Source organism: Pseudomonas fluorescens (assembly GCF_041354075.1).
GTDB lineage: Bacteria > Pseudomonadota > Gammaproteobacteria > Pseudomonadales > Pseudomonadaceae > Aquipseudomonas > Aquipseudomonas fluorescens_CE.
This window is the reverse complement of record NZ_JARZGC010000025.1, coordinates 1-13,087: the sequence shown is the minus strand read 5'-3', so window position 1 is coordinate 13,087 and position 13,087 is coordinate 1. Positions and strand designations below refer to the sequence as shown.

Here is a 13,087-nt window from a genome sequence, read left to right as displayed (position 1 = left end):
GTCGAGTTTTTTGTTGCCTGTACCGGCCTCATCGTCGGAACGCCGCCCGGAGCAAGCCCGCTCCCACAGGGTTTTGCGCTGCTCTTGCTCGCGATGTGGCTTAGGCCTCACTGCATTAGCTTCAGCCCAACACCTCCCCCGCCACCTGATCGATCGCCTCCTTGGTGATGCCGACGATCAGGTCCGCTTCAGCCTCGGTCAGGATCAACGGCGGTGCGAAGCCGAGGATGTCGCCGTGGGGCATTGCCCGGGCCACCATGCCGCGTTCCAGGCAGGCCGCCGAGACTTTCGGGCCGACCTTCAAGGCCGCGTCGAACGGCGTGCGCTGCTCCCGATCCGCCATGAACTCGACGGCGGCGAGCATGCCATCCCCCCGGACTTCACCCACCAGCGGGTGCCCTTCGAGGGTTTCGCGCAACCGGCGATTGAGGTAACCGCCCACCTTCTCGGCATTTTCCGTGAGGTTCTCGCGCTCCAGGATATCGAGGTTGGCCAGGGCCGCCGCCGCGCAGATCGGATGCCCGGAGTAGGTCCAGCCGTGCCCCATGGCCCCCTGGGATTCGGAGGCTTTTTCGATTACGTCCCACACCTTTTCGCCGACGATCACCGCCGACAATGGTGCATAAGCGCTGGTCAGCCCTTTCGCCGTGGTGATCAGGTCAGGCTGCATGCCATAGCGCTGGCTGCCCATTTTCGAACCCAGGCGACCGAAGGCGCAGACCACTTCGTCGGCGATCAGCAAGACGTCGTACTTGTCCAGCACCGCCTGGATAGCCGCCCAGTAGCCCGCCGGTGGAACGATGATGCCGCCGGTGCCCATCAGGGGTTCGCCGATGAACGCTGCCACGGTGTCCGGACCTTCGGCCAGGATCATTTTTTCCAGCTCGTCGGCGCAATAACGGACAAAGGCGACTTCGTCCATGCCGGCGGGAGCCTTGCGATACCAATGCGGGCACACGGTGTGCTTGATCCCTTCGGCCGGCAGGTCGAAATGCTGATGGAAACTCGGCAGGCCGGTCAGACTGCCGGTCATGATGCCCGAGCCGTGATAACCACGGTCGCGGGAGATGATTTTCTTCTTCTGTGGCCGCCCTAGCACGTTGTTGTAATAACGCACCAGTTTGATCTGGGTTTCGTTGGCGTCGGAACCGGAGAGGCCGTAGTAGACCTTTTTCATCCCTTGGGGCGCCCAGTCGATGATGCGGCTCGACAGCTCGATGATGGCCTCGGTCGAGTGACCGACGTAGGTGTGGTAATACGCCAGCTCCTTGGCCTGCTTGTAGATGGCGTCTGCCACTTCGGTACGGCCGTAGCCGATATTGACGCAGTAGAGGCCGGCGAAGGCATCGATCAGTTCACGGCCCTCGTGGTCGCGGATGCGAATGCCCGACGCACTCTTGATGATGCGCCCCTTGAGTGCACCGCTGGCGTGGTCATGGGCGTGCGTCGATGGATGCATGAAGTGCGCACGGTCTTGTTCGAACAGCGAGTCGAGTTCTTGGCTCATGGTGGATCTCCTTAGAACTGGCCTTGATGGTGCAGGCAGAAGTATTTGGTTTCGACAAAGGCTTCGAAGCCTTCGGTGCCGCCTTCGCGGCCCAGCCCCGAGGCTTTCATGCCACCGAACGGAATCGGGTGGCCGGTGAACTTGACGCCGTTGACCGCGACCATGGCGTGGTCGAGGCGGCGGATCAGCGGGTAGATCAGGTCCAGGCGATTGGAACAAATGTAGGCCGCCAGACCGTATTCGGTGTCGTTGGCCATCTCGACGGCCTGGTCCAGGGTGTCGAAGGGCATCACCCCGGCGATCGGTGCAAAGTTCTCTTCGCGGTAGATGCGCATGTTCGGGGTGACATCGGCCAGCACCGTCGGTTGATAGAACAAGCCGCCGAGGGCATGGGCTTCACCGCCCACCAGCCGTTGCGCGCCCTGCTGCAGGGCATCGGCCACGCGCTCGGCGGTCACGTCGAAGGCGGCCTGGTGCATCAGCGGGCCGATATCGACCTGCTGTTCGCGATCACCGAGCATCGCCGGGCCGACACGCAGCTCGCGTACCGCTGCAGCAAAGCGCTGGAGAAATTCCGGGTAGACCGAGCGCTCGACCATGATCCGGTTGGCGGCGCAGCAATCCTGGCCGGAGGTCTGGAACTTGGCCTCGACCGCCACTTTTACCGCCAGCGTCAGATCGGCGTCGGCACAGACAATGAAGGGCGCATTGCCGCCCAGTTCGAGCGCCACTTTCTTCACATCCTGAGCGGCGGCTTGCAGCACCAGCTGACCCACCCGGGTCGAGCCGGTGAAACTCACCGAGCGCACGCGCTTGTCCTGCACCAGGGTTTGCATGGCCATCTGCGGTTCACCCAGCACCACGTTGAACACGCCCGCCGGAAAACCGGCCTCTTCGGCGAGTTGCGCCAGGGCGAATGCCGAGTACGGGGTTTCGTGGGCCGGCTTGATCACCACCGTGCAACCGGCAGCCAGGGCGGCGGCGGCCTTGCGGGTGATCATGGCCGAGGGGAAATTCCAGGGCGTCAGCAATGCGCAGACGCCGACCGGCTCCTTGACCGTACCCAGGTGGGCACCCGGGATGTGGCTCGGAATGTTCTGCCCATACAGACGCCGGGCTTCTTCGGCGAACCACGGAATGAAGCTGGCCGCGTAGGCGATTTCACCCCGGGACTCGGCCAGGGATTTGCCCTGCTCCAGGCTGAGAATCCGCGCCAGGTCCTCCTGATGCTCCAGGATCAACGTCGCCCAGCGCCGCAGAATCGCGCCGCGCGCATCCAGGCTCTGCTCGCGCCACCCGGCAAACGCCCGGTGTGCGGCGTCGACAGCGGCGACGATCTGCGGCTGATCGAGCATCGGCACGTGACCGATCAATTTCTGATCAGCCGGATTGTGCACCGCAATGCTCTGACCACTGTCGCTGTGCACCCAATGGCCATCGACGTAGCAGAGTGCCTTGAACAGCAGTGGGTGTTTGTAGGTCATGACGTTCACTCCAAACCGTGTGCGTGGAGTCCATGCTAGGGCAGCGGGGGCTTGGGGATTTGCGGTTTGGGTGGGGGCTGGCAGGTGGTTTTTTCTGATTGGGCGGGGGTAATCGGTCAGTTTTTGCGGTGTACCTGTTCGAACAAATCCAATGTGGGAGCGGGCTTGCTCGCGAATAGATTGTGTCAGGCAACCAATCTGTCGACTGACAGTCCCTATTCGCGAGCAAGCCCGCTCCCACAGGAGGTTTTCGCCGTGTTCAGGATTCTTGTGACAACTCTGCAGGCAGTGCGCCGCCCGTCTTGATGGTCTTGGTGACGATGTAGGTGAAGTAACGCTCGATGCCCAGGTCTTCGAGCAGCAGTTGGTCGATAAAACGCTGGTAGTGGTCGATGTCCGGTGCCTGGATCATTGCCATGTAATCGACCCCGCCACCGGTGGCATAGCAGAACGCAACCTGTGGCGCCTCACTCATCCGCTGTTCGAACCGGCGCATGTCCTGTGCGGTGTGCCGGGCCAACGTTATTTCCACCAGTACCTGCTGGCTCTTGAACACCGCGCCCCAGTCGATCTGCGCCCGGTAGCCCTTGATCAGGCCGAGGGCTTCGAGCTTGCGCACTCGCTCCCAGGCCGGGGTCACCGAAAGGTTGATCGCCTCGGCCAGACTCGACTTGGTGATACGCCCGTCTTCAGCGAGGATCCGCAGGATTTTCAGGTCATAGCGATCGAGTTTGTGCATGGGGCGAGGATCTCCTGAATCAATGAAAAACCTCTGTAGGAGCGAGCATGCTCGCGATGATAGACGCTGCACCGCTGGGCATCAGTCCCCCGCGTAATCGTTCACGTCCATCGCGAGCATGCTCGCTCCTACAGGGCGGACGTCAGGCCAGTACGTCGGCAATCACCGCGAGGGTATCGCCACACTGCACCAGCCCGGGAAAGTGCCGCGCCGCCAGCAGGCCACTGCGTGCCGCGCGATACTCCACGGGCGGCACGCCGCTGCGGGTGGCATCGTAGACCCGGGCGATCACGTCGCCCTGCTCCACGGTGTCGCCCAGGTCACGGCACATCTCCAGCAAACCGTCGTGCTGACTGGCGATGAAACAATCGCCATCGGGCATGTCGAGCATGATCGTTGGCCCGGACTCTACCTCACCTTCAACGATCCCTGCATGGATCAACAGGTTGCGCACACCGCGCTCGGCAATCGCCACGCTGCGCGCGGTGGACGAACCGCCACCCCCCAGCTCCGTGGTGACGAACACCTTGCCCTGGGATTCGGCAGCGGTGTCGTACATCGCCCCGGCATCCAGTTCCAGCATACGCATGCTGTAAGGCGCATTGAACGCGCGCATGCCGGCCTCGCAGCGAGCCTGCTGCTGTTTGTCCGGCAGCACATGGCACGCGGCGAACGGCAGGAAATCCAGAGTGCGCCCGCCGGAGTGGATGTCCAGCACGATGTCGGCCAGGGGCAGCAAGGTGCGAGTGAAGTAATCGGCGATCTTCTCGGTCACCGTGCCGTCGGGGCGGCCGGGGAAGCTGCGGTTGAGGTTGCCCTGGTCGATGGGCGACGTGCGCCGCCCGGCATGGAAAGCCGGGGTGTTCATGAACGGGATGATGATCACCCGACCGCTGACATCGGCAGCCGTCAAACCCTGGGCCAGCTTGCTCAGGGCCACCGGGCCTTCGTATTCGTCACCGTGGTTGCCGCCGGTGAGCAGCGCGGTTGGCCCACGGCCACGGGAAATTACCGTGACCGGAATCATCACCGCGCCCCAGGCGGAATCGTCCCGGGAATACGGCAGCTTGAGAAAACCGTGCTGCACGCCTTCACGGTCGAAATCCACCGTGGCGCTGATCGGGTTGGCAGGCAGGTCGCTCATGGCTCAGTCCTTCACGAACAGTTGGCGTGGCACGTTGCACAGCGTCTCGACGCCGGTGTCGGTGATCAGGATGCTCTCGGTGATTTCCAGCCCCCAGTCGTCCATCCACAGGCCCGGCATGAAGTGGAAGGTCATGCCCGGTTGCAACACGCTGGTGTCGCCGGGACGCAGGCTCATGGTGCGCTCGCCCCAGTCCGGCGGATAGCTGATACCGATCGGGTAGCCGCAGCGGCTGTCCTTGTGAATGCCGAACTTCTCCAGCACCTTGAAAAAGGCCACGGCGATGTCGCCGGTGGTGTTGCCCGGCTTGGCCGCTTCCAGGCCGGCGGCAATGCCTTCGACCACGGCTTTCTCGCCGTCGAGGAAATGCTGCGGCGGCTTGCCCAGGTACACCGTGCGCGACAACGGGCAGTGATAACGTTTGTAGCAACCGGCAATTTCGAAGAAAGTGCCGGCGCCCTTTTCGAAGGGCGTGTCGTCCCAGGTCAGGTGCGGCGCACTGGCGTCGGCACCGGTGGGAAGCAGCGGCACGATGGCCGGGTAATCGCCGCCATGGCCATCGGCCCCGAGGATGCCGCTGCTGTAGATCTCGGCCACCAGTTCGTTCTTGCGCATGCCCGGCTCGATGCGCTCGAGAATGCGCTCGTGCATGTTTTCGACGATGCGCGCGGCGATGCGCATGTAGGCGATTTCCTGGGGCGACTTGATCGCCCGCTGCCAGTTCACCAACCCCACCGCGTCGATCAACCGAGCCTTGGGCAGGTTTTTCTGCAGCGACAGGTAGGCGGCGGCGCTGAAGTAGTAGTTGTCCATCTCCACGCCGATGGTCAGCCCGTCCCAACCCCGAGCGCTGATCACTTCCCGCGACAGATAGTCCATGGGATGACGCTCACGGGACTGCACGTAGATGTCCGGGTAGCCGACGATGTTTTCCGGCTGCATGAACACCGTGCGCTTGGCGCCGTTGGCGTCCTGGCCGCGACCGAACCAGACCGGCTCGCCCTCCAGGGCCAGCAGCACGCATTGGTGAACGTAAAACGACCAACCGTCGTAGCCGGTCAGCCAGGCCATGTTCGACGGATCGGTGACCAGCAGCAGCTCGATGCCCTGGGCCTGCATGGCCACTCGCACCTTGGCCAGACGCTGGGCGTATTCCTCCCGGGTGAACGGAAGATTGACGACTATCTGAGACATGCACATGCCCTCTTGTAGACGAAGCGGAATAAATGACGCGCGGATGGAAAAACCGGTCAACTGCCGAACTGCAAACCCTTGCCGGCCGAGCGCGCACGCTCGAACGCCAGATTGGCCATCGCCGTGTCCTGGGCACCGGTGCCGGTGAGGTCGCACAAGGTGACCTGATTGGCGTGCGTACGACCGGGCCGTTGGCCGGCCAGTACCTGGCCCAGTTCGGCGAAACCTGACTCGTCGCTCACGACACCGGCCGCCAGGGCGTGATGCAGTTCGCCGAGGATGCGGGTCTGGCTCAGGCGATCGGCCACATAGCGATCGACCTGCGCCAGCGCCTGCGGGGAAATCTCGTTCTTGTGCTCGGCGTCCGATCCCATGGCGGTGATGTGCAGGCCGGGATGCAGATGGCGCAGGTCGATCAAGGGCTCGCGGCTGGGCGTGCAGGTGATGGCAATGTCGACATCCGCCATGGCCTCGTCGAGGGTGGCGCAGGGTTTGACAGCCAGGCCGCTGTCGCGCGCCAGCTCGACACTGAAGGCTTCGGCCTTGGCAAAGTCGCGAGCCCACACCCGCACGTTGTCGATCGGTCGCACCAGCCGCAGCGCCTGCAACTGCAACGCGGCCTGCTCGCCGGCACCGATCAGCGCCACGCTGTGGCTGTCGGTGCGTGACAGGGCCCGCGCTGCCACCGCCCCCGCCGCAGCGGTGCGCACGGCCGTCAGGTAACCGTTATCCAGCAGCAAGGCATCGAGCAGACCGGTGCGCGCCGACAACAGCATCATCATGCCGTTGAGGCTGGGCAGGCCCAGTGTCGGGTTGTCGAAAAACCCCGGGCTGACTTTGATCGCAAAGCGCTCCAGGCCCGGCAGGTACGCGGTCTTCACGTCCACTTCGCCGTTGTGTTCGGGGATGTCCAGGCGCAGGATTGGCGGCATCGCCACAGCGGCAGTGGCCAACAGCACGAAGGCTTGCTGGACGGCTTCGATGCTGGGCAGATCCAGCGCCACGCAGGCACGTAGATCGGCTTCGCTCAACAGGGTGACTTCACTCATCGATGCGGCGCTCCATGGATTCGTTAGGGCTGGGTTTCAGGCATCGGCGCCGGCAAGCACGCGCAGATGTTGATCGGTATCGACGTTACGTCCGCTGACCACCACCACGACCGGGCCCTTGGGTTCGATCAGACCCTCGAGCAGCGCTGCGATCCCCACCACAGCCGCGCCTTCGAGTACCAGGCGCTCTTCGCGATAGGCATGGCGGATGGCATTGGCAATCGAGGTTTCGCTGAGCAGGTGCAGGTGATCGCAGGTGTCGCGGGTCATGCTGAAGGTGTATCGGTTGTCCAGGCCGATGCCGCCGCCGAGGGAATCGGCCAGGGTTGGCAGCTCTTCGACTTCAACCGGATGCCCGGCCTGAAGACTGGCGTGCATCGCCGCGCCGCGCTGCATGCTGATGCCGTGGGTGACGATCTGCGCATTGACGCTTTTCAGCGCCAGCGCCACGCCGGCGAACAGCCCGCCGCCGGACAACGGCACCAATACCTGGGCGACATCGGGTTGCTGTTCGAGGATTTCCAGCCCCAGTGTGGCCTGCCCGGCGATGATCGCCGGATGATCGAAGGGCGGCAGCAGGGTGGCGCCCTGCTCGGCTGCAATGCGCTCGGCTTCGCGCTGGGCGTCATCCTGGGAGCGGCCGACGATGCACACCTCGGCACCGAGATCGCGGATGGCCTGCACCTTGTTTTCCGGCACCAACTGCGACAGGCAGATCGTCGCCTTCACGCCCAACCGGGAGGCGGCATAGGCCAGCGCCCGGCCGTGGTTGCCGGTGGACGCCGCAACGACGCCACGGGCCTGTTGTTCAGGCGCGAGTTGCGCCACGGCATTGCTCGCTCCGCGCAGCTTGAAACTGCCGGTGATCTGCTGGGATTCAAGCTTGAGGTAAACCGGCACACCGAGCAGGCGCGACAGGCTGGGCGAATGTTCCATCGGCGTGCGCCGCACCAGCGCTTCGATGCGCTGGCGGGCGAGGTAAACATCGTTGAGCTGTAGCGCTGGCATGACCGCATCCCGATGAGGTATTGGGCGCAGTCTAAGAGGGCAGGATTGTCACGCTGAATGTACTAGGGCAATTCAGGCGAAAAATTTTCCCCGTCTTTTTTTCCCCTCAAAAATCGTGGATCTGCGGGTACTGACCGAAGATCTCGCGCATGCTCATCAGCGCCTCACGCATCTCTTCATTGCTGCATTCGGCCGCTACACAGAGTCTCACCGCCCGGGCTCGAGGGGTGCCACGGACGGTGAACGGGTCCGGCGACGTGACGGCAATGTGCCGACGACGCAACACCCGCACCAGGCCGTCGACCTCCCAATGGGGCGGGATGCCCAACCAGGTATTCAAGGCATGAGGATGCTGGCCAAGCACGTACTCACCCAGATACTCGCTGACCATGGCCTGACGGACCGACAGCAGCTTGCGCTGCAAACGCAGCAGCGTGTCGGCGCGACCGTCGCGAATCCAGCGCGCGGCAATCTCGGACACCATCGGCGTGCCCATCCAGCTGTTGACGCGCAGGATGCTTTCGGTGCGCAACGCCAGACGCTTGGGCACCACCAGGTAACCGGTACGCAAACCGGTGAGCACCGACTTGGTCATGCTCGTGCAATAGAACGACAGCTCCGGCAGGTAATGGCTGATCGGGGGCGCGCGATGTTCATCCAGCAAAGGGCCGTACACATCGTCTTCGATGATGTGCACGCCAAAGCGCCGGGCGATCTCGGCGATTTCCCGACGGCGGCTGTCCGGCATCAGGCTGGTGGTGGGGTTATTGAGGTTCGGCGTGCACACCAGGGCGGTGATGCGCTCGTTGCTGCACATGTCCTCGAAATGTTCCGGGTCGATGCCGTGGCGGTCCATGTCCAGCCCCTTGAGGGTAAACCCGAGCACCTGGGAGTTGCCGATCACACCGTGATCGGTCAAGCCCTCGGTGAGCACCACATCGTCGGGCCCGGCCAATGAGGCCAAGGCGAGAAAAATGCCGTGGGCCGCCCCGTTGGTGATCAGGATGTCATCGCGCTCGACCCGCAGCCCCTGGCGGCCGATCCAGTGCATCGCCGCCTCGCGGTGCGATTCGAAGCCGGCAATCGGTCGGAAGGCATGGATCCACGGCTGGTCGTCTTCCGTGCTGAGTTCGCGGCAGGTATCGCGCCAGAACTGGTCATGCTCGCGGGTGTGGAGGATACGTGCGATGGAAAAGTCCACCAGCGCCCGCTCCGGACTATCGAGAATGTAAGTCGCGACCCGGTCGCTCATGCGCCGCGAGACAAAACTGCCGCGCCCGACTTCGCAGCGCACCAGGCCCTGGCGCTCCAGCTCCTTGTAGGCATTGGTCACCGTTTGCACGCTGATGCCCATGGCGTCGGCCACATTGCGCTGGGGCGGCAGGCGCTGATCGTTGGCCAGCACACCCTGTTCGATGTCATCGGCGATTGCCTGCACCAGGATCTTGTATTTGGACTCGCCGCTGCGGGCGATATCCAATGCTGCCTTCCACTTGTCCATCGGCTTGGAACCCGCGTATTTACCTGTGCCGACAGCATCCCGCGAGAATCGCCGCAAAGCAATTGTCCTAGTGCAATGCAATGTTGGGCGAGGCTTTTGTATGCTCGGTCCAAGGTCGATGCCGGGGCTTGTCAGGCCCTCACAATAAAATCAGTCGATCTGTGCCGGTACGGTGTCCAATCACTTGAGTCCGTCCCTGCACGCTTTGCTCTTGCCACACTGCCTCCTAACACAGAGCCGTCGACGACGGGTCCACAAGAAACAGGAGATTTTATCGATGAGCAATTCCCTTCCCCGCGCTTCCCATCCTTTGCGTCGCCTGTTCGTGGCTTGCGCGCTCTTCGGCCTGGCCGCCAGCGCTCACGCCGCGACGACCCTGGAAACCATCACGAAAAACAGCAGCATCCGCATCGGCTACGCCAACGAAACGCCGTTCGCCTACACCGAGACCGATGGTCGGGTGACGGGCGAGTCGCCGGAAATCGCCAAGGCCATCTTCGCCAAAATGGGCATCAAGGACGTCAACGGCGTACTGACCGAATGGGGGTCGTTGATCCCGGGATTGCGTGCCGGGCGCTTTGACGTGATTGCCGCCGGGATGTACATCACCCCGGAACGCTGCAAGCAGGTGATCTTCACCGACCCGCAATATCAATTGCCGGATGCCTTGCTCACCGCCAAAGGCAATCCGAAGAACCTGCACAGCTATGAAGACGTCGCGAAAAATCCCGATGTGAAACTGGCGATCATGGCCGGTACGGTCAACCTCAAATATGCACGGGACTCGGGCGTAAAAGACGCGCAGATCCTTCAGGTTCCGGACACCACCGCCCAATTGCAAGCCGTGCGTGCCGGCCGTGCCGACGCCGCCGTGGGCACGCAATTGACCATGAAGGGGCTGGCTGCCAAGGGTGGCGACAAGGTCGAGGCAGTCACCGAGTTCAAGGACGACCCCTCGCACACCGGTTACGGTGCCCTCGCCTTCCGTCCGGAAGACAAGGACCTGCGCGATGCGGTCAACGCCGAGCTGAAAAAGTGGCTGGGCTCCGAAGAGCACCTCAAGGCGGTCGCGCCTTTCGGCTTCGACAAATCCAACGTGACAAGCAAAACGGCTGCCGAGCTCTGCGCTCAATAGCCGAAACAGGCATGGCGCTGCGGCGCGATGCCTATTTCCCTGCTTAATCGGGATGTTGAACCATGGGTGAATTACTTCCGCTGTTGATACAGGGCGCCTGGGTCACGATCCAGGTGACCTTCTTCGGCTCGATCCTGGCGATCGTCGCGGCCATTCTCGCCGCGCTCGGGCGCATGTCCCCGTGGCGGTTGCTGAGCTGGTTCTCGGTCGCGTACATCGAGGTGTTTCGCGGCACCTCGCTGCTGGTGCAACTGTTCTGGCTGTTTTTCGTGCTGCCGCTGCCGCCGTTCAATGTGGAATTGAGCCCCTATGCCGTGGCCATTGTCGGCCTCGGCCTGCACATCGGCGCATATGGTGCGGAGGTCATGCGCGGGGCTATAAGCTCGGTGGCCAAGGGCCAATATGAAGCGGCAACCGCGCTGAACTTCAGCGGCTACAAGCGGTTTCGCCGGATCATCCTGCCGCAGGCGCTGCTGGCCGCGATTCCACCGGGCACCAACCTGCTGATCGAGTTGTTGAAAAACACCTCGCTGGTCTCGCTGATCACCTTGTCCGACCTGAGCTTCCGCGCTCGGCAACTGGACCAGGCCACCTTCCAGACCCTGGAGATCTTCAGCCTGGCGCTGCTGATGTATTTCATTCTGGCCCAGGCCATCAACCTCGGCATGCGCGGCCTTGAACGTCGCCTGGCACGCGGCCGGATGCGTGGAGGTCTGTCATGACCCTGTTCGACTGGACGTATGCCTGGCAGATCCTCCCCGACCTGCTGCGCGCCTCGCTCAACACCGTGGGCATCACCCTGATCGGCTTCCTGATTGCCATCGTGCTGGGGCTGTTTCTGGCCATCGGCCGGCGCAGCCGCCTGTACTGGGTGTCCTGGCCAATTGCCGGGACGATCGAATTCATCCGCAGCACGCCGCTGCTGATCCAGGTGTATTTCCTCTACTACGTGCTGCCCAACTACGGGCTGAGCATGAGCGCCATGCAAGTGGGGATCATCGGGATTGGCGTGCACTACGCCTGCTACATCGCCGAGGTGTATCGCGGTGGCCTCGACGCCGTGCCCCGGGCGCAATGGGAAGCCGTCACCGCGCTGAACATCGCCCCCTACAGCGCCTACCGCAACATCATCCTGCCCCAGGCCCTGCGGCCGATCCTGCCGCCGCTGGGCAACTACCTGGTGGCGATGCTCAAGGACACGCCGGTGCTGTCGGCGATCACCGTGGTGGAAATCATGCAACAGGCCAAGAACATCGGCTCCGAGAATTTCCGCTACCTGGAACCGATCACCATGGTCGGCCTGTTCTTCCTCGCCCTGAGCATCGCCCTGGCTTATCTGGTACGGCGCCTCGAATTGCGCCTGGAGCTACGCTAATGACTTCTCCACTCTCGACGACCCACGACCTTTCCCGGCGCGGCAACCTGACATCGCTGCATCCGCAGGAGGCCACGGCCATGCATCAACCGAACGCGGTCAAGCCGATCGTCAGCTTCCAGGACGTGACCAAGAGTTATGGCAACTTCACCGTGCTCGACCGCCTGAACCTGGATGTCGCTCCCGGGGAGAAAGTCGCGATCATCGGCCCCAGCGGCTCGGGAAAATCCACGCTGTTGCGGGTGCTGATGACACTTGAAGGCATCGACGACGGGGTCATCCGCATTGAAGACGATCTGCTGACGCACATGCCCAATCGCAACGGCGTGCTGGTGCCTGCCAACGACCGGCATATCCGCCGCGTGCGCGGCAAGATCGGCATGGTGTTCCAGAGCTTCAACCTGTTCCCGCACATGACCGCGTTGCAGAACGTCATCGAGGCGCCCGTGCAGGTGCTGGGCATGAAACCGGCCGAGGCCCGCGAGCGCGCGGCCGACTTGCTGGAACTGGTGGGATTGGGCAGCAAACTGGGGCATTACCCATCGCAGCTGTCCGGCGGGCAGCAACAACGGGTCGCCATCGCCCGGGCCTTGGCGATGCGGCCCAAAGTCATGCTGTTCGATGAAGTGACCTCGGCGCTCGATCCGGAGCTGTGCGGCGAAGTGCTCAACGTGATCCGCAAGCTCGGCGCCGAACACAACCTGACGATGCTGATGGTCACCCACCAGATGGGCTTCGCCCGCGAGTTCGCCGACCGCGTGTGTTTCTTCTACAAGGGGCAGATCCACGAACAGGGCACACCCGCGCAGATCTTCGAGCATCCGCAACAGGAGCGGACCTGTGCGTTTCTCAGTGCGGTGAAAGAGGCCAACTAGGAATCAGATCCAAAAGTGGGAGCGGGCTTGCTCGCGAAGGCGGTGTGTCAGGCAACATTTTCATAGCCTGACACAC

General features: G+C 63.0%; 12 protein-coding genes. 4 read left to right on the top strand and 8 right to left on the bottom strand.

Annotated features, from left to right (window positions below; genetic code table 11):
• Window positions 1-121 precede the first annotated feature (121 nt).
• The 8 genes from QIW53_RS23700 to ehuR form a co-directional block, all read right to left on the bottom strand.
• Window positions 122-1,507 carry an aspartate aminotransferase family protein gene (locus QIW53_RS23700; RefSeq protein ID WP_371051996.1) on the bottom strand — a complete coding sequence of 462 codons (1,386 nt, stop codon included), beginning with the start codon at window positions 1,505-1,507 and terminating at the stop codon, window positions 122-124.
• 11 nt (window positions 1,508-1,518) lie between these two features.
• Window positions 1,519-2,991: an NAD-dependent succinate-semialdehyde dehydrogenase gene (locus QIW53_RS23695; protein WP_371051995.1), complete on the bottom strand. Its 1,473-nt coding sequence runs from the start codon at window positions 2,989-2,991 to the stop codon at window positions 1,519-1,521.
• A gap of 259 nt (window positions 2,992-3,250) precedes the next feature.
• Window positions 3,251-3,730 carry an Lrp/AsnC family transcriptional regulator gene (locus tag QIW53_RS23690; RefSeq protein WP_371051994.1) on the bottom strand — a complete coding sequence of 160 codons (480 nt, stop codon included), beginning with the start codon at window positions 3,728-3,730 and terminating at the stop codon, window positions 3,251-3,253.
• Window positions 3,731-3,872: 142 nt separating this feature from the next.
• Window positions 3,873-4,874, bottom strand: coding sequence for a N(2)-acetyl-L-2,4-diaminobutanoate deacetylase DoeB (gene doeB / locus QIW53_RS23685; RefSeq protein ID WP_371051993.1), 1,002 nt, complete (start codon window positions 4,872-4,874; stop codon window positions 3,873-3,875).
• A gap of 3 nt (window positions 4,875-4,877) precedes the next feature.
• Complete coding sequence (gene doeA / locus QIW53_RS23680; protein WP_371051992.1) at window positions 4,878-6,068, bottom strand: ectoine hydrolase DoeA; 1,191 nt, start codon at window positions 6,066-6,068, stop codon at window positions 4,878-4,880.
• Between the two features lie 56 nt (window positions 6,069-6,124).
• Window positions 6,125-7,117, bottom strand: a complete 993-nt coding sequence (gene eutC, locus QIW53_RS23675) for an ectoine utilization protein EutC (RefSeq protein WP_371051991.1) — start codon at window positions 7,115-7,117, stop codon at window positions 6,125-6,127.
• Window positions 7,118-7,153: 36 nt separating this feature from the next.
• Window positions 7,154-8,125, bottom strand: coding sequence for a hydroxyectoine utilization dehydratase EutB (gene eutB, locus QIW53_RS23670; protein WP_371051990.1), 972 nt, complete (start codon window positions 8,123-8,125; stop codon window positions 7,154-7,156).
• Between the two features lie 106 nt (window positions 8,126-8,231).
• Window positions 8,232-9,626 (bottom strand): MocR-like ectoine utilization transcription factor EhuR, encoded by a 1,395-nt coding sequence (ehuR, locus tag QIW53_RS23665; protein WP_371051989.1) that lies wholly within the window; start codon window positions 9,624-9,626, stop codon window positions 8,232-8,234.
• Between the two features lie 277 nt (window positions 9,627-9,903).
• Here ehuR and ehuB point away from each other — a divergent pair, with 277 nt between their 5' ends.
• From ehuB to ehuA, 4 genes are all read left to right on the top strand, one after another.
• The gene (gene ehuB / locus QIW53_RS23660) at window positions 9,904-10,761 is read left to right on the top strand and encodes an ectoine/hydroxyectoine ABC transporter substrate-binding protein EhuB (RefSeq protein ID WP_371051988.1); all 858 of its coding nucleotides are present in this window, start codon (window positions 9,904-9,906) and stop codon (window positions 10,759-10,761) included.
• Between the two features lie 62 nt (window positions 10,762-10,823).
• The gene (gene ehuC / locus QIW53_RS23655; protein ID WP_371051987.1) at window positions 10,824-11,483 is read left to right on the top strand and encodes an ectoine/hydroxyectoine ABC transporter permease subunit EhuC; all 660 of its coding nucleotides are present in this window, start codon (window positions 10,824-10,826) and stop codon (window positions 11,481-11,483) included.
• Window positions 11,480-12,136, top strand: a complete 657-nt coding sequence (gene ehuD, locus QIW53_RS23650; RefSeq protein WP_371051986.1) for an ectoine/hydroxyectoine ABC transporter permease subunit EhuD — start codon at window positions 11,480-11,482, stop codon at window positions 12,134-12,136. The genes ehuC and ehuD overlap by 4 nt, the downstream gene beginning before the upstream one ends.
• Window positions 12,137-12,216: 80 nt before the next feature.
• Window positions 12,217-13,011 (top strand): ectoine/hydroxyectoine ABC transporter ATP-binding protein EhuA, encoded by a 795-nt coding sequence (gene ehuA, locus QIW53_RS23645; RefSeq protein WP_371052048.1) that lies wholly within the window; start codon window positions 12,217-12,219, stop codon window positions 13,009-13,011.
• Window positions 13,012-13,087 lie beyond the last annotated feature (76 nt).